This window comes from Enterobacter cloacae complex sp. P38RS (assembly GCF_014930775.1).
GTDB classification, from domain to species: domain Bacteria; phylum Pseudomonadota; class Gammaproteobacteria; order Enterobacterales; family Enterobacteriaceae; genus Enterobacter; species Enterobacter bugandensis.
The window spans coordinates 64243-85473 of sequence record NZ_JADBRS010000019.1 but is presented as its reverse complement, the minus strand read 5'-3'; the positions used below and the strand labels follow the sequence as shown (position 1 = coordinate 85473).

The following is a 21231-nucleotide window of genomic DNA, read 5'->3' as shown; positions in this document are numbered from 1 at the left end:
GGCCTTTCACTCAGGATTGCTGGGGAACATCACAGAATTTTTGACGTGAGGAATTGATGCAGACAGTTAAACAAAATGCGATGGCGTTATTTTTGGCGGTTATCACCTTTACCGCCAGCGCACATCCTCACAGTTTTATCAGCCTGAAAACCGAGCTGGTCACCGACGGCACGCAGCTGAGCGGCCTGAAAATGCGCTGGACGATGGATGAAATCACCTCGGCGGATCTGCTTTATGATGCGGGTAACGCGAAGCCCGGAGACGAAATCTGGAAAAAGCTGGCGGCAGAAGTGATGGCCAACGTGCTCGGGCAGCACTACTTCACCGAGTTCTGGCATAACGGACAAAAGGTGAAGTTCCTCAATCGCCCGACAGAATACGGCATGTCCCGCGACGGACATCAGGCGGTGCTGACGTTCGTGCTTCCACTGGCGCATCCGCAGCCGCTGGCAGGACAAACCTATACGTTTTCTACCTTTGACCCAACGTACTACGTCGATATGAGCTACGCCGAGGACAGCGACGTGCAGCTTCCTGCGTCGTTGCAAAAAACCTGCAACATTACGGTTCACACCCCGAAGCCCAGCGAAGAGACGCTGAATTTTGCTGTCTCTCTTGATAAAGAGGATGCCCCACCGGAGGACATGGAACTGGGTAAACAGTTTGCGCAGAAGGTAACGTTACAATGTCAGTGATCTCCTCTCCGGTACGAAAGCCGCGCCGCTGGCTGCACCTCTGGCCGCTGGCGCTTTTTTTACTGCTCGCCGTTTGCGGTTCGCTCTGGCTGTGGCAGGCCTGGCCGCAGGTGATGATGAAAAGCATCATCTGGCAGCGTGAGGTCAACCAGCAGATGAGCGGGCTGCTGAAGGCGGTGGCGGAGAACCCGACCAAAGCGGGCGGTTCTCTGCTGGCGTTCAGCTTTATCTATGGCGTGCTGCACGCGCTGGGGCCGGGGCACGGCAAAATCGTCATCACCACCTGGCTTGCCACCCATCCGTCGAAGCTGAAATCAAGCATTGGCCTGACGCTGGCCTCTTCGCTGCTTCAGGGGGGCGTGGCGATTGCGCTGGTGGTGGTTGTGCTTTCGCTATTACAGCTTCCCGCGCGCCAGCTGCACCTGAGCAGCTTCTGGCTGGAGAAGGGCAGCTATGCGCTGGTCGGCGTGCTGGGGCTGATCCTCTGCTGGCGGGCACTGAAAAAGCTGCGCGCGCTGCTGCAAAAGCCCAAATTCAAAACTTTTACGCCGCACCACGTGCATGATGAGCACTGCGGCTGCGGGCATCAGCATCTGCCGACGCAGGAACAATTACAGAGCGGTGACGACTGGCGCGCGCGGCTGATGATAGTTCTCTCTATGGGGATGCGCCCGTGCTCGGGGGCAATCATGGTGCTGCTGTTCAGTAAAGTGATTGGCGTGTTCGGCTGGGGCATGCTCTCGGCGCTGGCGATGGCGGCAGGAACCTCTCTCACCATTTCGTCTTTGGCGTTGCTGGTTCACAGCTTCCGTCAGCTTGCGGTAAAACTCAGCGGCAATAAAACGCCGGTACTGTGGCGGCAGGTAGGATGGACAACGCTCGCGCTGGCGGGGGGAGTGATTCTGCTGGTGGCGGCGGTAACGATGTGGATGAGCGCGGCGCCGTTTAACACCCTCTCCCCTTTGGGGAGAGGGCTGAGATGAGGAGATTAACGCTTCAGCGCATCGCTCAGCTCGTCACGCATGTTGGCCAGCATGGCTTTAACAACGCGTGGGTTACCCGCAACGATGTTGCCGGTGGTCATGTAGTTGTGGCCGCCGGTGAAGTCGCAAACAATCGCGCCTGCTTCACGTGCGATCAGCTCGCCCGCAGCGAAGTCCCACGGCTTCAGTGACAGTTCGAAGTAACCGTCAACGCGGCCGGTTGCCACGTAGGCCAGATCCAGTGCAGCAGAGCCGGTGCGACGGAAGTCAGCGCATTCGGTGAACAGCTTGCCCAGGATATTCATATAGGTAGTTGCGTGCTGCTTCGCCTTGAACGGGAAGCCGGTCGCCAGGATGGTGCCGTCCAGGTCGCGTGCGTTGCTGCAGCGCAGACGGTAGCCGTTCAGCTGCGCGCCCTGACCGCGGGTCGCGGTGAACAGTTCGTTACGCATTGGATCGTAAACAACGGCGACTTCAGTACGGCCTTTAATGCGTACTGCGATTGACACAGAGAAGTGTGGCAGGCGTTTAACGAAGTTGGTGGTGCCATCCAGTGGATCGATAACCCATTGAACATCCTGATCGGTACCTTCATGTTCACCGCTTTCTTCGGTGATGATGGTGTGCTGCGGGTAAGATTTGCGGATCGTTTCGATAATAATCGCTTCTGCGGCTTTATCGACGTTAGTCACGAAATCATTGCTGCCTTTCTGGCTGGTTTCTACGGAGTCTGGCGTTTCGTAGTGTTTGGCAATTACATTACCCGCCTTGCGCGCTGCGCGCACGGCGATGGTCAGCATCGGATGCATCGGTCTCTCTCACTGGATGTTAAAGAACAGGAAAATCGGCGCAGAGTATAGCAGCGGGATCGGATTATGTCTCCCGTTTATGATAATATGCCCGAATATTCTTCAGACACTGAACCCAGACATCTAAAAATTATGCTGCAAAACATTCGAATCGTGCTGGTCGAAACATCGCACACCGGCAACATGGGCTCTGTGGCCCGCGCTATGAAAACCATGGGCTTAACGAACCTGTGGCTGGTTAATCCGCTGGTGAAACCCGACTCCCAGGCCATCGCCCTGGCGGCCGGGGCCAGCGACGTGATCGGCAACGCGCAGATCGTTGATACCCTCGACGAAGCGCTGGCCGGCTGCAGCCTCGTTGTCGGCACCAGCGCGCGTTCACGCACGCTGCCGTGGCCGATGCTGGATCCGCGCGAATGCGGCCTGAAAAGCGTCTCAGAAGCAGAGCAGGCACCGGTTGCGCTGGTGTTTGGCCGCGAGCGCGTTGGCCTGACCAACGACGAACTGCAGAAGTGCCACTACCACGTGGCAATTGCCGCCAACCCGGAATACAGCTCGCTGAACCTGGCAATGGCGGTGCAGGTAATCGCCTACGAAGTGCGCATGGCGTGGCTGGCGACGCAGGAGAAGCAGGCAGAACCGAAAGAAGAGACGGCCTACCCGCTGGTGGACGACCTTGAGCGTTTCTACGGTCACCTGGAGCAGACGCTGCTCGCTACCGGCTTCATCCGTGAAGGCCACCCTGGCCAGGTGATGAATAAGCTGCGCCGCATGTTTACCCGAGCGCGTCCGGAAAGCCAGGAGCTGAACATCCTGCGCGGAATTCTGGCGTCGATTGAGCAGAAGAATAAAGAGTAGTGCCGATTTCCCCCTCTCCCCGTGGGAGAGGGTTGGGGTGAGGGCATCAGGCCGCACCTATATTATGAAGGCACAGAAGGTTAAATACCTGACTAAAACAGTCAAGTAAATAGTTGACCATTTTAGTCAGGAATGTCAGACTTGGCCCTGCTATGCAATACCCCCATTTTACAATAAAAAACCCCGGGCAGGGGCGAGTTTGAGGTTAAGTAAGACATGAGACTGACATCTAAAGGGCGTTATGCCGTGACCGCGATGCTGGACGTTGCGCTCAACTCCGAAGCGGGCCCGGTTCCGTTGGCTGATATTTCTGAACGACAAGGGATCTCCCTCTCTTACCTGGAACAGCTGTTCTCCAGACTGCGTAAAAATGGACTGGTGTCCAGCGTTCGTGGCCCGGGCGGCGGTTATCTGCTGGGTAAAGACGCGGGCAGTATTGCGGTTGGTGAAGTGATTAGCGCGGTGGATGAATCCGTTGACGCAACCCGTTGCCAGGGTAAAGGCGGCTGCCAGGGCGGCGATAAGTGCCTGACCCACGCGCTGTGGCGCGATCTGAGCGACCGTCTGACCGGCTTCCTGAACAACATCACCCTCGGTGAACTGGTCAATAACCAGGAAGTTCTGGACGTATCAGGCCGTCAGCACAGCCATGATTCACAACGCAGCACCCGCGCGCAGGACGCTATCGACGTCAAATTACGCGCGTAATAAAACGATAAGTATTTCAGAATCAGGCCGGGGTGGTCACACCCCGCGTACTCGGTCGTACATCCAGCCGGTTGCCTGATTCCTTGCATTGAAGCGATGTACGGAGTTTATAGAGCAATGAAATTACCGATTTATCTCGACTACTCCGCAACCACGCCGGTGGACCCGCGTGTTGCCGAGAAAATGATGCAGTGTCTGACCCTGGACGGAAACTTTGGTAACCCAGCTTCCCGTTCACACCGTTTTGGCTGGCATGCTGAAGAGGCGGTGGATATCGCCCGTAATCAGATTGCTGACCTGGTGGGTGCCGACCCGCGTGAGATTGTTTTCACCTCCGGTGCGACCGAATCCGACAACCTGGCGATCAAAGGTGCAGCCAACTTTTATCAGAAAAAAGGCAAGCACATCATCACCAGCAAAACCGAACACAAAGCCGTGCTGGACACCTGCCGCCAGCTGGAGCGTGAAGGGTTCGAAGTGACCTATCTGGCGCCGCAGAGCAACGGTATTATTGACCTGAAAGAGCTCGAAGCGGCGATGCGTGACGACACCATCCTGGTCTCCATCATGCACGTTAACAACGAAATCGGCGTCGTTCAGGACATCGCCACCATCGGCGAAATGTGCCGCGCGCGCGGTATCATCTACCACGTGGATGCGACCCAGAGCGTGGGCAAACTGCCTATCGACCTGAGCCAGCTGAAAGTAGACCTGATGTCCTTCTCCGGCCACAAAATCTATGGCCCGAAAGGGATCGGCGCGCTGTACGTTCGTCGTAAGCCACGTATCCGCATCGAAGCACAGATGCACGGCGGCGGTCACGAGCGCGGCATGCGTTCCGGTACGCTGCCTGTTCACCAGATCGTGGGCATGGGCGAAGCGTACCGCATTGCGAAAGAAGAGATGGAAACCGAGATGGCGCGCCTGCGCACGCTGCGTAACCGTCTGTGGGACGGCGTGAAAGATATGGAAGAAGTGTATCTGAACGGCGATCTCGAGCAGGGCGCGCCGAACATCCTCAACGTCAGCTTCAACTATGTTGAAGGCGAATCGCTGATCATGGCGCTGAAAGACCTGGCCGTTTCTTCCGGTTCTGCCTGTACGTCTGCAAGCCTGGAGCCATCCTACGTGCTGCGCGCGCTGGGTATGACTGACGAGCTGGCACACAGCTCTATCCGTTTCTCTTTAGGTCGTTTCACTACCGAAGAAGAGATTGACTACACCATCAAGCTGGTTCGTAACTCCATTGGCCGTCTGCGCGACCTTTCTCCACTGTGGGAAATGTTCAAGCAGGGCGTGGATCTGAACAGCATTGAATGGTCACATCACTAATCGGTATATAAGGAGAATTCAATCATGGCATACAGCGAAAAAGTTATCGATCATTACGAGAACCCGCGCAACGTTGGCTCTTTTGACAACAGCGATGAATCTGTCGGTAGCGGCATGGTTGGCGCGCCGGCGTGTGGCGACGTAATGAAGTTGCAGATTAAAGTCAACAATGAAGGTATCATTGAAGACGCGCGCTTCAAGACCTACGGCTGCGGTTCTGCAATTGCGTCCAGCTCCCTGGTCACCGAGTGGGTGAAGGGCAAGTCTCTGGACGAAGCACAGGCAATCAAGAACACGGATATTGCTGAAGAACTCGAACTGCCGCCGGTGAAAATTCACTGTTCAATTCTGGCAGAAGACGCGATCAAAGCCGCCATTGCGGATTACAAAAGCAAACGTGAAGCAAAATAATTGAGGTTTGAGTATGTCGATTACCCTTAGCGACAGCGCTGCCGCGCGAGTAAGCTCTTTTCTGGCGAACCGTGGTAAAGGCTTTGGCCTGCGACTGGGCGTACGTACCTCCGGCTGTTCTGGTATGGCTTACGTACTGGAGTTTGTTGACGAGCCGGCGTCTGATGACACCGTGTTTGAAGACAAGGGCGTGAAGGTGGTGGTCGATGGCAAAAGCCTGCAATTTCTCAACGGCACTCAGCTGGACTTCGTAAAAGAAGGCCTGAACGAAGGGTTCAAATTCACGAACCCGAACGTCAAAGACGAGTGTGGTTGCGGCGAAAGCTTCCACGTTTAACCGCGCGTCATCCGAAACCCCACCGTGGCTTTGCTGCGCGTGGGGTTTGTTCTAACAGGCTACCCCTGAGATTGTTATGGATTACTTCACTCTCTTCGGACTACCCGCTCAATACCCGATCGATCTTCAGGCGCTGACGGTCCGTTTTCAGGATCTGCAGCGTCAGTATCATCCGGATAAATTCGCCAGCGGGACGCAGGCAGAGCAGCTGGCTGCGGTATCGCACTCCGCGACCATCAACCAGGCCTGGCAGACGCTGCGCCATCCGCTGGCGCGTGCAGAATATCTGCTCTCGCTCCACGGCTTTGATCTGGCGAGCGAACAGCACACCGTGCGCGACACCGCGTTTCTGATGGAACAGCTGGAGCTGCGCGAAGAGCTGGATGAGATTGAACAGGCCAAAGACGAAGCGCGTCTGGAACGTTTTATTACGCGCGTGAAGGGCATGTTCGATACCCGCCATCAGCAGATGGTGGAGCAACTGAACAACGAGACCTGGGACGTGGCGGCAGACACTGTGCGCAAACTCCGTTTTCTCGATAAACTGCGAAGCAGCGCTGAACAACTCGAAGAAAAGCTGCTCGATTTTTAATTTCGGAAGCAATTATGGCCTTATTACAAATTAGTGAGCCTGGCTTAAGCGTCGCACCGCACCAGCGTCGTCTGGCGGTCGGTATTGACCTGGGCACCACCAATTCCCTCGTGGCGACCGTGCGCAGCGGCCAGGCGGAAACGCTGGCCGACGAGCAGGGCCGCCATCTGCTGCCTTCCGTGGTCCACTACCAGCAGCAGGGTCACGCGGTCGGCTATGACGCCCGCGCCAACGCCGCGCGCGATCCGGCCAACACCATCAGCTCCGTAAAGCGCATGATGGGCCGCTCGCTGGCTGATATCCAGACCCGCTACCCGCACCTGCCGTATCAGCTGCAGGCCAGTGAAAACGGTCTGCCGATGATTGCCACGGCGGCCGGTTTGCTGAACCCAATTCGCGTGTCTGCTGACATCCTCAAAGCGCTGGCGGCGCGCGCGACGGCGACGCTCGGCGGCGATCTGGACGGCGTAGTGATCACCGTTCCGGCCTATTTTGACGACGCACAGCGTCAGGGCACCAAAGACGCCGCGCGTCTGGCGGGCCTGCACGTGCTGCGCCTGCTGAACGAACCGACGGCGGCGGCGATTGCCTACGGCCTCGACTCCGGTCAGGAAGGGGTGATTGCGGTTTACGACCTCGGCGGCGGTACCTTTGATATTTCTATCCTGCGCCTGAGCCGCGGCGTGTTTGAAGTGCTGGCGACCGGCGGGGATTCCGCGCTCGGCGGCGATGATTTCGACCATCTGCTGGCGGACTACATCCGCGATCAGGCTGGCATCAGCGACCGCAGCGATGCGCGCGTTCAGCGCGAACTGCTGGATGCGGCCATCGACGCCAAAATTGCGCTGAGCGATGCGCAGTCGGTCAGCGTTAATGTCGCAGGCTGGCAGGGTGAAATCACCCGCGACCAGTTCAGCGAGCTGATTGCGCCTCTGGTTAAACGCACCCTGCTGGCCTGCCGTCGCGCATTGAAGGATGCGGGCGTGGAGGCTGACGAGGTGCTGGAAGTGGTCATGGTGGGCGGCTCAACGCGCGTGCCGCTGGTGCGCGAGCGCGTGGGCGAATTCTTTGGCCGCACGCCGCTGACCTCCATCGACCCGGACAAAGTGGTTGCCGTCGGCGCCGCTATCCAGGCCGATATTCTGGTTGGCAACAAGCCGGACAGCGAAATGCTGCTGCTGGACGTCATCCCGCTGTCTCTCGGTTTAGAAACTATGGGCGGCCTGGTGGAGAAAGTGATCCCGCGTAACACCACCATTCCGGTGGCGCGTGCGCAGGAGTTCACCACCTTCAAAGACGGCCAGACCGCGATGTCCATCCACGTGATGCAGGGCGAGCGCGAACTGGTGCAGGACTGCCGCTCTCTGGCCCGCTTTGCGCTGCGCGGCATCCCGGCGCTGCCAGCTGGCGGGGCGCATATTCGCGTGACCTTCCAGGTAGATGCGGACGGCCTGCTGAGCGTCACGGCGATGGAAAAATCGACCGGCGTGGAGTCGTCCATCCAGGTGAAGCCGTCCTACGGCCTGACCGATGGCGAAATCGCCTCCATGATCCAGGATTCAATGAGCTACGCCGAGCAGGATGTGAAGGCGCGTATGCTGGCTGAACAGAAAGTTGAAGCCGCACGCGTGCTGGAAAGTCTGAACGGGGCGCTCGCTGCCGATGCCGCGCTGTTAAGCGCCGCCGAGCGTCAGGTGATTGACGAGGCTGCCGCGCGCTTACGCGCAGTCGCCGAAGGCAATGACGCTGACGCAATAGAAGAAGCCATTAAAAACGTTGATAAACAAACCCAGGACTTCGCTGCTCGCCGCATGGACAAATCTGTCCGCGTCGCGCTGAAAGGCCAGTCCGTGGACGAGGTTTAATATGCCAAAGATTGTTATTTTGCCTCATGCGGACCTCTGTCCGGATGGCGCTGTTCTGGAAGCGAAGACCGGTGAAACCATTCTCGATGTTGCCCTGCGTGCAGGTATCGAAGTGGAACACGCCTGTGAAAAATCCTGTGCCTGCACCACCTGCCACTGCATCGTGCGTGAAGGTTTTGACTCTCTCGCCGAGAGCACCGAAGACGAAGACGACATGCTGGATAAAGCATGGGGTCTGGAGCCAGACAGCCGCCTGAGCTGCCAGGCCGCGGTGACCGATGAAGATCTGGTCGTGGAATTCCCACGCTACACCATCAACCACGCACGCGAGCATTAATATGGGACTGAAGTGGACAGACAGCCGTGAAATCGGCGAAGCGCTCTACGACGCGAACCCGGATCTCGATCCCAAAACCGTACGATTCACCGACATGCACCAGTGGATCTGCGATTTAGAGGATTTCGACGACGATCCAAACGCATCCAATGAAAAAATTCTGGAGGCGATTCTGTTAGTCTGGTTAGATGAAGCAGAGTAAATCACTTAACGGGCTGCCTTCAGGCGGCCCGTTTGCTAATAAGGATAAATAAAATGACCGAAGCGATGAAGATTACGCTCTCTACGCAGCCCGCCGACGCGCGCTGGGGCGAGAAAGCCAGCTACAGCATCAACAACGACGGTATCACCCTGCACCTGACGGGCAAAGATGATTTAGGTCTGATCCAGCGCGCCGCGCGTAAAATTGACGGCCTGGGCATTAAGCATGTCTCGCTGGAAGGCGAAGGTTGGGATACTGACCGCAGCTGGGCGTTCTGGGCGGGCTACAAAGGCCCGAAAGGCACCCGTAAAATTGAGTGGGCGAACCTCGATGAAGCCGGTCAGAAAGAACTGGAAAGCCGCCTGAAAATTATCGACTGGGTGCGCGATACCATTAACGCCCCTGCGGAGGAGTTAGGCCCTGAGCAACTGGCGCAGCGCGCCGTTGACCTGCTGTGCGGCGTGGCGGGGGATAACATGTCCTACCGCATCACCAAGGGTGAAGATCTGCGCGAGCAGAACTACATGGGCATCCACACCGTGGGCCGTGGTTCTGAGCGTCCTCCGGTCCTGCTGGCGCTGGATTACAACCCAACCGGCGATAAAGACGCGCCGGTCTTTGCCTGCCTGGTCGGTAAAGGCATTACCTTCGACACCGGCGGCTACAGCCTGAAGCAGAGCGCGTTCATGGATTCCATGAAGTCCGACATGGGCGGCGCGGCAACCATCACCGGCGCGCTGGCGTTCGCCATCACCCGCGGTCTGAACAAGCGCGTGAAGCTCTACCTGTGCTGCGCGGATAACATGGTGAGCGGCAACGCCTTCAAGCTGGGCGACATCATTCGCTACCGCAACGGTAAAAATGTCGAAGTGATGAACACCGATGCCGAAGGCCGTCTGGTGCTGGCCGATGGCCTGATCGACGCCTCTGCCCAGAAGCCAGAGCTGATTATCGACATGGCGACCCTGACCGGCGCGGCGAAAACCGCCCTGGGCAACGACTACCACGCACTGTTCAGCTTTGACGACAAGCTGGCCGCTCGCCTGCTGGCAAGCGCGGCTGCGGAAAACGAACCGTTCTGGCGTCTGCCGCTGGCCGAGTTCCACCGCAGCCAGCTGCCGTCTAACTTTGCCGAGCTGAACAACACCGCGAGCGCGGCGTACCCGGCGGGGGCAAGCACCGCTGCGGGCTTCCTGTCTCACTTCGTTGAGAACTATCATGAAGGCTGGCTGCACATCGACTGCTCCGCAACCTACCGTAAGGCGGCAGTTGAGCAGTGGTCCGCGGGTGCGACCGGTCTGGGCGTGCGTACCGTGGCGAACCTGCTGACGGCTGAGTGATCTTTTTTGCCCGGCGGCGCTGCGCTTGCACGGGCCTGTGGTTTTGTAGGCCGGGTAAGCAAAGCGCCACCCGGCGTTTATTGAAGTAGCCAAACTATGTCAGATACCAAAAACGAATTAGAAACCCTGCTGGAACAGGCGGCGACCGAGCCAGCCCATCGTCCGGCATTTTTCCGCACGCTGCTGGAATCCACCGTCTGGGTGCCGGGCACCGCGGCGGAAGGTGAGCAGGTAGTGGAAGACAGCGCGCTGGATCTGCTGCACTGGGAGAAAGATGACGGCACGTCGGTTATCCCGTTCTTCACTTCATTGGAAGCGTTGCAGGAAGCGGTAGAAGATGAACAGGCGTTCGTGGTGATGCCGGTGCGCACGCTTTTCGAAATGACGCTGGGCCAGACGCTGTTCCTTAACGCTAAGCTGCCAACCGGGAAAGAGTTTACCCCGCGCGAGATCAGCCACCTGATTGGTGAAGAGGGTAACCCGCTTAGCACCCAGGAGGTGCTGGAAGGGGGCGAAACGCTGCTGCTGTCTGAGGTGGCCGAGCCGCCTGCGCAGATGATCGATTCGCTGACGACGCTGTTCAAAACGCTCAAGCCCGTCAGGCGCGCGTTTCTCTGCTCCATTAAAGAGCGCGCGGACGAAAAGCCGGTGCTGTTGATCGGTATTGAAGCCGATGGCGATTTCGACGAGATCGTTCAGGCGGCGGGCAGCGTGGCCACCGACACGCTGCCGGGCGATGAGCCGATTGATATCTGTCAGGTGAAAAACGGTGAGAAGGGCATCAGCCACTTCATCACCGAGCACATCACGCCGTTCTATGAGCGTCGCTGGGGCGGCTTCCTGCGCGATCTCAAGACTAACCGCATCATCTGATTACGGCGGGGTGAATGTCACCCCGTTGCCTCCAGCAGCAGTAAATCCATCAGCAGCACCAGATTCGACTCAAACGACGTCACGCCCGCGGCTTCGGCAGCGAAGTGCACCGCCTCGTCATACAGCGCAAAGTGCACGTCCGCCATGCCCGCCAGCGTATTGGCCGAGGCGCGGGTAAAGGCGACGACCGTCATGCCGACGTTTTTGGCAATTCGCGCCTTATCCAGCACCTGTTCCGTTTCGCCGCTTCGCGAAACGGCGATAAATACCTGATAACGCGCGGCGTTACTGAGAAAAATGTTTCGGCTGTCCCCCGGCCCGGAGATGAACGCCGTTTTGCCCAGCACCTGCAGCTTCTTGGTCAGGTATTCGGCAAAGAGATAGGAAAACCCGGCTCCGTAGAGAAAAAAGCTCTCTTTCTGCCGCAGCAAGGCGGCGAACTGCTGGCGCTTCTCCTGCGTGATCCACTGGAAGGTGTGCTGATAGTTAGCGATAAACTGATTAAACAGCGCCGGGAGCTCAGGAAGGGATTGCGCCTGAGCGGCAATATGCGGCGTGTCGGAGAGCAGCTGCTTGCAGTGCCAGATAAACTCGCTAAAGCCGCTAAACCCCAGCTTCTGACACAGCCGCATAATGGTGGCGGTAGAAACAAATGTCGCCTGCGCCAGCTCGCGCACCGTGATGTTGCCCACCAGCAGCGGATGCTCCGTCAGGTGGGCGAGGACGCGATACTCCGCGCGGGTCAGGGACGCCCCGCGCGTTAACAGCGTGGCCAGGCGGTTATCCATTATTTCGCCGGTTCAACTGGCAGATCGTCACGCGCCCCCCATTCGCTCCAGGCGCCGTCGTAGAGCGTAACGTCGTTGACGCCGAGGGTGGAGAGCGCCAGGATCACCACGCAGGCCGTCACGCCGGAGCCGCAGCTGGCAATAATCGGGCGATGTAAATCCACGCCCGCGCGGTCAAAAATGGCACGCAGCTCGTCGGTAGTTTTCAGCTCGCCCTCAAACACCAGGTCGCCCCACGGCACGTTCAGCGCACCTGGAATATGGCCTCGTCTCAGCCCTGGACGTGGTTCATCCGCTTCAGCGTTAAAGCGTGGTGCTGGGCGCGCATCGACGATTTGCGCCGTCTTTTCATGGCTCGCGACCAGTACGTCGGTCAGGCGCTTCACCACGTTAGCGTCGAACGTCGCGTCGAACTCGCCTTCCGGCAGCGTCACGTCGCCTTGCTGGAGCGGCAGCTCGTCACGCTTCCAGCCCGCCAGCCCGCCCGCCAGAATCGAGACTTTTTCCACGCCAAACTGTTTCAGCATCCACCATGCGCGCGGCGCGGAGAACAGATTGCCTTCATCGTAAACAACAAGATGTTTGTCTTTGCTGACGCCCAGCTCGCGCATCGCCACGGAAAACGCTTCCGGGCGCGGCAGCATGTGCGGCAGGGGAGAAGTATGATCGGAGAGGGCTTCGATATCAAAAAATACCGCGCCAGGCAGATGCCCTGCGCGGTATTCACCGGGAACGTCACGATGTTCCTGGCCCGGCGGGGCCATACGCGCGTCAATAATCTGGACTTCCGGATCGTCGCCGTGCTCAATCAGCCAGTCGGCGGCGACAAAATATGAGGTGGACATGGGTTGCCTCCATTCTTTTCCGTAAAAAAGGATTGTCGGTGTTTTTTCTGACACCGACAAGCAAACCACGTTCAACTCGCGAGCAAGCCCCTATTTTTTCACCGTTTCGCCGTCCTGCCAGGCTTTTTGCAGCGCAGGCCAGTAGTCGCGGTTGGCTTCTATCATCTCATCCAAAATCGCTTTTGCGTGCTCCATGGTGGGCACGGTGCGGTTGAGGGTGAACGCCTGAAGCGCTTTCTCATAGCTACCTTCGATGGTCGCCTCTACCAGCAGCTGTTCAGACGCCAGCTGCTGTTGCAGCAGGGTCTGGTGGAACAGCGGTACCAGCCCCACGCGCACAGGCTCCGGCCCTTCGGAGGTGATGTAGGCGGGTACTTCCACCACCGCATCATAAGGCAGGTTGGTAATCGCCCCGCGGTTCTCCACCATAACCAGATGGCGTTGGCGCAGGTTAAAGGCCAGCGAGCAGGCGACATCGACGATAAACTCGCCGTGAACGCCCACGTGGAAGGCATCCGGTAAAATCCCGGTGTGCTTGTACTCTTCGGCGGCGGCGAACAGCTTTTTCTCACGCCCGTTCATCACTTCGTTGGCGCGGGTATAGTCCGGGTTCTGATGCTCCACAATCTGGTTCGGCATCAGGTAGTACTGCAGGTACGGGTTCGGCAGGTACTCCGGGAAGTTATCCATAATCGGCTTGATGTTGCGCCAGGTTTTAATCCACGAAGGATCCGAGTGCTGCGGATCGGTTTTGGCCGCATCTTCCGTCAGCAGGCCAAACTTCGCGATATGTTTACGCAGCTCCGGTAATTTGTCCTCGCCGTCCACCAGCACGCGGGTAAACCAGCCGAAGTGGTTCAGGCCAAAGTAGTCCACCTCCAGTTTGCGACGATCGACACCCAGAATGGCTCCCATATTACGCATCGCCGCGACCGGCATATCGCAGATGTTCAGCACGCGAGCATTTGGTCGCAGGCGTCGCACGCCCTCCGCGACGATCGCCGCCGGGTTGGAGTAGTTCACGATCCAGGCTTTCTCATGCGCGTAGCGATCCACCAGATCGATAAGCTCTACCATCGGCAGGATCGTGCGCAGTCCGTAGGCCAGCCCGCCGGGGCCGCAGGTCTCCTGGCCGACCACGCCGTGACGCAGCGGGATCTTCTCATCCTGCTCGCGCATTTTGTACTGGCCGACGCGCATCTGGGCGAAAACGAAATGCGCGCCGCTGAAGGCCACTTCCGGGTCACTGGTGACGGTAAATTTGATGCTCTGGCTGTGGTCGCGAATCACTTTCTCAACCACCGGCGCAATGGTGTTCTGACGCGCCTCGTCGATGTCATAGAGGCGGATTTCAGCCAGCGGGAAATCCTGCAGGCGCACCATCAGGCTTTTCACTATACCCGGCGTGTAGGTACTGCCGCCGCCGGCAATCGACAGAATGAATGGGGGTGTAAACATCTTTAGCTCCTTTCAGAGAAACGTCTCAACGGCTTCTCGCATTTTTTTGACGTGCAGCCCGTAGACCACCTGAACGTTGTTACCTTGTTTGATAATCCCTTTCGCGCCGGTCGCCTTCAGGCGCGGCTCGTCGATGATGGCGACATCCTTCACCGTGACGCGTAAGCGGGTGTAGCAGTTATCCACAACCTCAATATTTTCCCGGCCGCCCAGGCCCACCACGATGGACTCGCCCAGCCCGTCGTTATTGCCCTTCGCCTGGTACTCCTGCTTGCTGTAGAGACGCGTCTCCTGGTCCTCATCTTCACGGCCAGGTGTTTTCATGTTGAAGCGCAGGATCAGGAAGCGGAACACCATAAAGTAGAGGGCAAACATGATCAGCCCAACCACGATGTACATCGGCCAGTTGGATTTCTCGGTGCCGAGCGGCAGGTTGTAAAGAATGAAATCGATAATCCCATTGGCACCGATGGCATGAACGCCCAGCAGCGAGAACAGCATCATGCCAATACCGGTCAGGACCGCATGCACCACGAACAGTAGCGGGGCGACGAACAGGAAGGAGAATTCAATCGGTTCGGTCACGCCGACCAGCAGCGAGGTCAGCGCCGCCGGGATCAGAATGGCTTTCGCAACGGCTTTACGCTCCGGCTTCGCGGTCATGTACATGGCCAGCGCGGCGGCAGGCAGGCCGAACATCTTGCTGATCCCGCGCGCGTCCCACACTACCGTGCTGCTGAGCTGTTTCACTTCCGGGCAGGCCATCTCGGCGAAGTAGATATTGCGCGCCCCCTGGTAAGCCGTGCCGCACACCTCCTGCGTGCCCCCCAGTTCGGTATACAGGAACGGCGTATAAACCAGATGGTGCAGGCCGGTCGGCACCAGAATGCGCTCAAGGAAACCGTAGATCGCCACCCCGAACGGGCCAGAGCCTTTAATTGCCAGCGCCAGGGCGCTAATCCCATGCTGCGCGTACGGCCAGAGTTCGCTCATTACCACGCCGAGCAGCATAGAGACGGGCAACATGACAATGGCGACAAAACAGTGGCCGGAGTAAATCGCCATCGCGCCGTTAAACTGTACGCCGGAGTATTTGTTGTACAGGTAACCGGAGAGCGCCCCGGTCAGGATCCCGGCGAAAACGCCCATCTCCAGCACCTGAACGCCCAGCACCATGCTTTGCCCGGCGGCTTTAATCTGCTCAGCAGGGGCCAGCTCGCCCTGCAGCTGCAGCGTCACGTTCATGGCGTTGATAAACACCACGAAAGTCACCAGACCAATCAGCGCCGCGTAGCCTTTATCGCGCGTCGCCAGACCAATCGGGATCCCGACGGCAAACACCAGCGCCAGGTTGACCAGCACCGACACGGCAGATTTGGCGATCAGCTGGCCGATACTCTGGATAAGCGGATGGCCAAGGAACGGCAGGTATTCGGCCAGGTTACCGTTGCCCAGCACATTGCCAAAGGCGATAAACAGACCGACAATCGGTAAGATAAGTACCGGTCCGTATAATGATTTTCCGAAATTTTGTAGGGCGTTCACGGCTCGTTTCATGGCTTTCTCTCTTTTTGAACCGCGCACTCGGGGTGCGTCATGGTCATAAAACTAGCAGGCCCTGAGCGAACATATCCAGCTATCTTCTTGTTTTAAAAACAAATGACGTAAAAGGTAACATGTGACGTTATGCGCTGTGATCGCGGTTCCATCACGGTGTAGCGGCGTGATGCCATTATGCGAGGCGCTTTCCAGATTCTTAAATTGGACTTTTTGTATTAACGAAACTTGCGGATAATACTTATCCGGACGACGACCAACAGGCCCCCTCAGGCCAGGGACACAGGATGAAACCGTTTCGCTTAGCCGCGATCTCTCTCGCGCTGCTCACCACCTTTACGCTTGTCGCCTGTGATAACAGCGACGATAAACCTCAGGCTGCGGCTGCCGCAGCATCCACCGCATCAACACCGAAAGCCGCGGAAAAGCCCGACGCTGAAAAGCTGGCTAAAATGGCCGCCCAGAGTCAGGGAAAAGCGCTGACTCTGCTTGATGCGTCTGAAGTGCAACTGGACGGCGCCGCTACGCTGGTGCTGACCTTCTCTGTCCCGATGGATCCGGAACAGGATTTCGCGAAAACAGTGCATGTTGTGGATAAGAAAAGCGGCAAAGTTGACGGGGCGTGGGAACTTGCGCCTAACCTGAAAGAGCTTCGCCTGCGCCATCTGGAGCCAAACCGTAATCTGGTTATCACCGTGGATCGTGGCCTGGTGGCGCTGAACAAAGCGACCTTTGGCATTGATTATGAAAAAGCCCTGACCACGCGAGATATAGAGCCGTCGGTCGGTTTCGCCAGCCGCGGCTCGCTGCTGCCGGGCAAGGTGGTGGAAGGGCTGCCGGTGATGGCGCTTAACGTCAACAATGTGGACGTCAATTTCTACCGCGTGAAGCCGGAATCGCTGGCCTCGTTTGTCAGTCAGTGGGAGTACCGCAACTCGCTGACCAACTGGGAATCTGACAATCTGCTGAAGATGGCGGAACTGGTCTATACCGGTCGTTTTGACCTCAACCCGGCGCGCAACACGCGTGAAAAACTGCTCCTGCCGCTTAAAGATATCAAGCCGCTTCAGCAGTCCGGCGTTTATATCGCCGTCATGAACCAGGCAGGGCACTACAACTACAGCAATGCCGCAACGCTCTTTACCCTGAGCGATATCGGTTTGTCTGCTCACCGCTATCATAACCGGCTGGACATTTTCACCCAGAGCCTGGAAAACGGTGCGGCGCAGTCCGGCGTCACCGTCACGCTGCTGAATGACAAAGGTCAGACGCTCGCCGAAGCCAGCAGCGACGCCGACGGCCATGCGAAGCTTGAAACAGACAAAGAAGCCGCGCTGATCCTCGCCAGCAAAGACGGCCAGACTACGCTGCTCGATCTCAAGCTGCCAGCGCTCGACCTGGCAGAGTTCGACATCGCCGGTAGCCCCGGCTTCAGCAAGCAATTCTTTATGTTTGGCCCGCGCGATCTTTATCGTCCGGGTGAAACTGTGATCCTTAACGGCCTGCTGCGCGACAGCGACGGAAAACCGCTTCCCGATCAGCCCGTGAAGCTTGACGTGCTGCGCCCGGACGGCCAGGTGGCACGCACGATCGTTGTTCAGCCTGAGAACGGCCTCTACCGCTTCAATTACCCGCTGGATAGCGGCGCGCAGACCGGCATGTGGCATATTCGCGCGAATACCGGTGATAACCAGCAGCGCCTGTGGGATTTCCACGTCGAAGATTTTATGCCCGAGCGTATGGCGCTCAATCTGACGGGACAAAAAGCACCGGTTTCCCCACAGGATGAGGTGGACTTCAACATTGTGGGCTATTACCTGTATGGCGCTCCGGCCAACGGCAATTCTCTTCAGGGCCAGCTTTTCCTGCGTCCGCTGCGCGACGCCGTCCCTGCGCTGCCTGGCTTCCAGTTTGGTGATATTGCGGAAGAAAACCTGAGCCGCAGTCTGGATGAAGTGCAGCTTACGCTGGATGAGCAGGGGCGCGGGCAGGTGACCACCGAAAGCCAGTGGAAAGAGGTACACTCGCCGCTGCAGCTGATCCTGCAGGCCAGCCTGCTGGAATCAGGCGGTCGTCCGGTGACGCGCCGCGCGGAGCAGGCTATCTGGCCGGCGGCGCAACTGCCGGGTATCCGTCCGCAGTTCGCCAGTAAGGCGGTCTACGACTACCGTACCGATACCACCGTCAACCAACCGATCGTCGACGAGAACGGCAACGCCAGCTTTGACATCGTCTATGCCGATGCCAGCGGGGCGAAAAAAGCGGTATCCGGTTTGCAGGTTCGTTTGATCCGCGAGCGTCGCGACTACTTCTGGAACTGGTCCGAGAGCGAAGGCTGGCAGTCTCAATTCGATCAAAAAGATCTCGTTGAGGGCGAGCAGGAGCTTAGCCTTAAGGCCGATGAAACCGGCAAAGTCACCTTCCCGGTGGAGTGGGGCTCATACCGACTGGAAGTGAAAGCGCCTGATGATGTGGTCAGCAGCGTGCGCTTCTGGGCAGGTTACAGCTGGCAGGATAACAGCGACGGCACGGGTGCGGCGCGCCCTGACCGCGTGACCCTGAAACTGGATAAACCGGCCTATCAGCCAGGCGATACCATCCAGCTGCACATTGCAGCGCCAGCCGCAGGTAAGGGCTATGCCATGATCGAATCCAGCGAAGGACCGCTGTGGTGGAAAGAGATCGACGTACCGGCAAACGGGCTCGATCTTTCCATTCCGGTGGATAAAGCCTGGAAACGTCACGATCTCTATCTCAGTACGCTGGTGGTGCGTCCTGGCGATAAATCCAAATCCGCCACGCCGAAGCGCGCGGTCGGTCTGCTGCATCTGCCGATGGGCGACGAAAATCGCCGCCTGAACATCGCGCTGGATAACCCGCAGAAAATGCGTCCAAACCAGACGCTCTCCGTGAAGGTGAATGCCAGCGTGAAAGAGGGGGCGGTTCCGCAGAAAGTGAACGTGCTGGTGTCGGCGGTGGACAGCGGCGTGCTGAACATTACCGATTACGTTACGCCGGATCCGTGGCAGGCCTTCTTCGGCCAGAAGCGTTACGGCGCCGATATCTATGATATCTACGGCCAGGTCATTGAAGGGCAGGGCCGCATGGCCGCGCTGCGTTTCGGTGGTGACGGCGATGAACTCAAGCGCGGCGGTAAACCGCCGGTGAACCACGTCACCATTATTGCCCAGCAGGCTCAGCCGGTTACGCTGGATGCCAACGGAGAAGGCACCGTTACGCTGCCGATTGGTGATTTCAACGGCGAACTGCGTCTGATGGCGCAGGCGTGGACGGAAGATGATTTCGGCAGCAGCGAAAGCAAGGTTGTGGTGGCCGCGCCGGTTATTACCGAGCTTAATACTCCGCGCTTCCTGGCAAGTGGAGATACCTCACGGCTGACGCTGGATCTCACTAACCTGACCGACAAACCGCAATCGCTGAACGTCGCCCTGAGCGCGACAGGCAAACTGTCTCTGGAAGGTGCACAGCCGCAGCCGGTTCAGTTGCCGCCGGGCGCGCGCAGTACCCTGTTTATTCCGGTGCGCGCACTGGAGGGTTATGGCGACGGTGAAGTGACCGCGCAGGTGACCGGCCTGCAGCTTCCGGGCGAAACCTTCGCACCGCAGCAGAAAAGCTGGAAAATTGGCGTACGTCCGGCATTCCCGGCGCAGACGGTCAATACCGGTGCCATGCTGAACCCCGGCGAGTCCTGGACCGCACCGGCGCAGCACAGCAACGGTTTCTCTCCTGCCACTCTGCAGGGGCAACTGCTACTGAGCGGCAAGCCACCGCTCAACCTGGCGCGCTATATTCGTGAACTGCAGGCGTATCCGTATGGCTGCCTGGAGCAGACCACCAGCGGCCTGTTCCCGTCACTCTATACCAACGCCGCGCAGCTTACCGCGCTTGGTATAAAAGGAGATACCGATGACAAGCGCCGTGCTGCCATTGATATCGGGATCTCCCGTCTGCTGCAGATGCAGCGTGATGATGGCGGTTTTGCCTTGTGGGATAAAAACGGGCCAGAAGAGTACTGGCTGACCGCCTATGTGACTGACTTCCTGGTGCGCGCGGGCGAGCAGGGTTATAGCGTACCTGCCGATGCGGTGAACAACGCCAACAACCGACTGCTGCGCTATCTGCAGGATCCGGGCATGATGTCTATCCGCTACAGCGACGACACCCAGGCCAGCAAATTTGCCGTGCAGGCGTATGCCTCGCTGGTGCTGGCGCGTCAGCAAAAAGCCCCGCTGGGCGCGCTGCGTGAAATCTGGGATCGCCACGCGCAGGCCGCCTCCGGGCTGCCGCTGATGCAGCTGGGTATGGCGCTTAAACTGATGGGCGACGCGCCGCGCAGCCAGCAGGCGCTGGATCTGGCGCTCAAAACGCCGCGCAACGACAGCAAAACATGGATGGCCGATTACGGCAGCCCGCTTCGCGATAACGCGCTGATGCTCTCCCTTCTGGAGGAGTATAAATTGCTGCCGGATGCGCAAAATACGCTGCTGATTGCTCTTTCTGAACAGGCATTCAGCCAGCGCTGGCTATCCACCCAGGAGAGCAATGCGCTGTTCCTGGCCGGACGTTCGCTGCAAACCCTGTCAGGCGCATGGCAGGCGAAAACCTCCCTGTCTGATACCGCATCAGGCGGCGATAAGGCGCAGGTACAAAACGTAAGCGGCGACAAGCTTGGTGCGCTTCAGGTAACCAATACCGGCACGGCACCGCTGTGGGTACGTCTGGACAGCACCGGCTATCCGGAATATGCGCCTCAGCCGAGTTCCAACGTGCTGCAGGTTGAACGTCATATCCTGGCAACCGATGGCAGCAGCAAATCGCTCTCTTCGCTGAAGAGCGGTGAACTGGTGCTGGTCTGGCTTGAAGTGAAAGCCAGCCAGAACGTTCCGGATGCGCTGGTTGTGGATCTCCTCCCTGCTGGTCTGGAGCTGGAAAACCAGAACCTGGCGAGCAGCAGCGCAAGCCTGCAGGACAGCGGCAGCGAAGTGCAGAACCTGCTCAGCCAGATGCAGCAGGCGGACATTCAGCACATGGAGTTCCGCGACGACCGCTTTGTGGCCGCCGTGCCGGTAAACGAAGGTCAGCCGGTTACGCTGGTTTATCTGGCCCGTGCCGTAACGCCGGGCACCTACCAGGTGCCGGTTCCGATGGTGGAGTCTATGTACGTTCCGCAGTGGCGGGCAACGGGTGCGGCCAGCGGCCCGCTGATTGTTGTTCCGTAAT

Annotated in this window: 19 protein-coding genes; 14 read left to right on the top strand and 5 right to left on the bottom strand. The window is 58.3% G+C overall.

Going from position 1 to position 21231, the window contains the following annotated elements; genetic code table 11:
• Positions 1–56 precede the first annotated feature (56 nt).
• Together IM303_RS19530 and IM303_RS19525 are read left to right on the top strand one after the other, a co-directional pair.
• The gene (locus IM303_RS19530) at positions 57–695 is read left to right on the top strand and encodes a DUF1007 family protein (protein ID WP_028014079.1); all 639 of its coding nucleotides are present in this window, start codon (positions 57–59) and stop codon (positions 693–695) included.
• Positions 686–1678, top strand: coding sequence for a nickel/cobalt transporter (locus IM303_RS19525; RefSeq protein ID WP_193360183.1), 993 nt, complete (start codon positions 686–688; stop codon positions 1676–1678). Before IM303_RS19530 ends, IM303_RS19525 begins: the two co-directional genes overlap by 10 nt.
• A 5-nt stretch (positions 1679–1683) precedes the next feature.
• On the opposite strand, the gene suhB is transcribed toward IM303_RS19525, so the two are convergent.
• Positions 1684–2487, bottom strand: coding sequence for an inositol-1-monophosphatase (gene suhB, locus IM303_RS19520; RefSeq protein WP_028014077.1), 804 nt, complete (start codon positions 2485–2487; stop codon positions 1684–1686).
• 132 nt (positions 2488–2619) lie between these two features.
• Between suhB and trmJ the strand changes: the two genes are divergently transcribed.
• The 11 genes from trmJ (at position 2620) to sseB (ending at position 11342) form a co-directional block, all read left to right on the top strand.
• Positions 2620–3345, top strand: a complete 726-nt coding sequence (gene trmJ / locus IM303_RS19515) for a tRNA (cytosine(32)/uridine(32)-2'-O)-methyltransferase TrmJ (protein WP_028014076.1) — start codon at positions 2620–2622, stop codon at positions 3343–3345.
• Between the two features lie 216 nt (positions 3346–3561).
• A complete protein-coding gene (iscR, locus tag IM303_RS19510; RefSeq protein ID WP_008502158.1) occupies positions 3562–4053 on the top strand; it encodes a Fe-S cluster assembly transcriptional regulator IscR in 492 nt (163 codons plus the stop codon).
• Between the two features lie 117 nt (positions 4054–4170).
• The gene (iscS, locus tag IM303_RS19505) at positions 4171–5385 is read left to right on the top strand and encodes a cysteine desulfurase (protein ID WP_003860663.1); all 1215 of its coding nucleotides are present in this window, start codon (positions 4171–4173) and stop codon (positions 5383–5385) included.
• 24 nt (positions 5386–5409) lie between these two features.
• Positions 5410–5796, top strand: coding sequence for a Fe-S cluster assembly scaffold IscU (iscU, locus tag IM303_RS19500; RefSeq protein WP_003860661.1), 387 nt, complete (start codon positions 5410–5412; stop codon positions 5794–5796).
• Positions 5797–5809: 13 nt separating this feature from the next.
• On the top strand, positions 5810–6133 hold the full coding sequence (iscA, locus tag IM303_RS19495) for an iron-sulfur cluster assembly protein IscA (RefSeq protein ID WP_003860659.1): 324 nt from the start codon (positions 5810–5812) through the stop codon (positions 6131–6133).
• A 76-nt stretch (positions 6134–6209) separates the two neighbouring features.
• On the top strand, positions 6210–6725 hold the full coding sequence (gene hscB / locus IM303_RS19490; protein ID WP_045260178.1) for a co-chaperone HscB: 516 nt from the start codon (positions 6210–6212) through the stop codon (positions 6723–6725).
• 14 nt (positions 6726–6739) lie between these two features.
• On the top strand, positions 6740–8590 hold the full coding sequence (hscA, locus tag IM303_RS19485) for a Fe-S protein assembly chaperone HscA (protein WP_049001524.1): 1851 nt from the start codon (positions 6740–6742) through the stop codon (positions 8588–8590).
• Position 8591: 1 nt separating this feature from the next.
• Positions 8592–8927 carry an ISC system 2Fe-2S type ferredoxin gene (gene fdx / locus IM303_RS19480; protein WP_003860652.1) on the top strand — a complete coding sequence of 112 codons (336 nt, stop codon included), beginning with the start codon at positions 8592–8594 and terminating at the stop codon, positions 8925–8927.
• A 1-nt stretch (position 8928) separates the two neighbouring features.
• Positions 8929–9129 (top strand): Fe-S cluster assembly protein IscX, encoded by a 201-nt coding sequence (iscX, locus tag IM303_RS19475; RefSeq protein ID WP_003860650.1) that lies wholly within the window; start codon positions 8929–8931, stop codon positions 9127–9129.
• Between the two features lie 53 nt (positions 9130–9182).
• A complete protein-coding gene (pepB, locus tag IM303_RS19470) occupies positions 9183–10469 on the top strand; it encodes an aminopeptidase PepB (protein WP_048960050.1) in 1287 nt (428 codons plus the stop codon).
• Positions 10470–10565: 96 nt separating this feature from the next.
• Positions 10566–11342 carry an enhanced serine sensitivity protein SseB gene (sseB, locus tag IM303_RS19465; RefSeq protein ID WP_032648693.1) on the top strand — a complete coding sequence of 259 codons (777 nt, stop codon included), beginning with the start codon at positions 10566–10568 and terminating at the stop codon, positions 11340–11342.
• Between the two features lie 17 nt (positions 11343–11359).
• Here sseB and IM303_RS19460 read toward each other — a convergent pair whose 3' ends face one another.
• The 4 genes from IM303_RS19460 to IM303_RS19445 form a co-directional block, all read right to left on the bottom strand.
• Positions 11360–12130: a MurR/RpiR family transcriptional regulator gene (locus IM303_RS19460; protein WP_126327205.1), complete on the bottom strand. Its 771-nt coding sequence runs from the start codon at positions 12128–12130 to the stop codon at positions 11360–11362.
• Positions 12130–12975: a 3-mercaptopyruvate sulfurtransferase gene (gene sseA / locus IM303_RS19455; protein ID WP_049001515.1), complete on the bottom strand. Its 846-nt coding sequence runs from the start codon at positions 12973–12975 to the stop codon at positions 12130–12132. Before sseA ends, IM303_RS19460 begins: the two co-directional genes overlap by 1 nt.
• 90 nt (positions 12976–13065) lie before the next feature.
• Positions 13066–14433 carry a 6-phospho-alpha-glucosidase gene (locus IM303_RS19450; protein ID WP_049001512.1) on the bottom strand — a complete coding sequence of 456 codons (1368 nt, stop codon included), beginning with the start codon at positions 14431–14433 and terminating at the stop codon, positions 13066–13068.
• Between the two features lie 12 nt (positions 14434–14445).
• A complete protein-coding gene (locus IM303_RS19445) occupies positions 14446–15990 on the bottom strand; it encodes a PTS transporter subunit EIIC (RefSeq protein WP_192986407.1) in 1545 nt (514 codons plus the stop codon).
• A 287-nt stretch (positions 15991–16277) separates the two neighbouring features.
• On the opposite strand from IM303_RS19445, the gene IM303_RS19440 reads away from it, so the two are divergent.
• Positions 16278–21230, top strand: coding sequence for an alpha-2-macroglobulin (locus IM303_RS19440; protein WP_049001506.1), 4953 nt, complete (start codon positions 16278–16280; stop codon positions 21228–21230).
• Position 21231 lies beyond the last annotated feature (1 nt).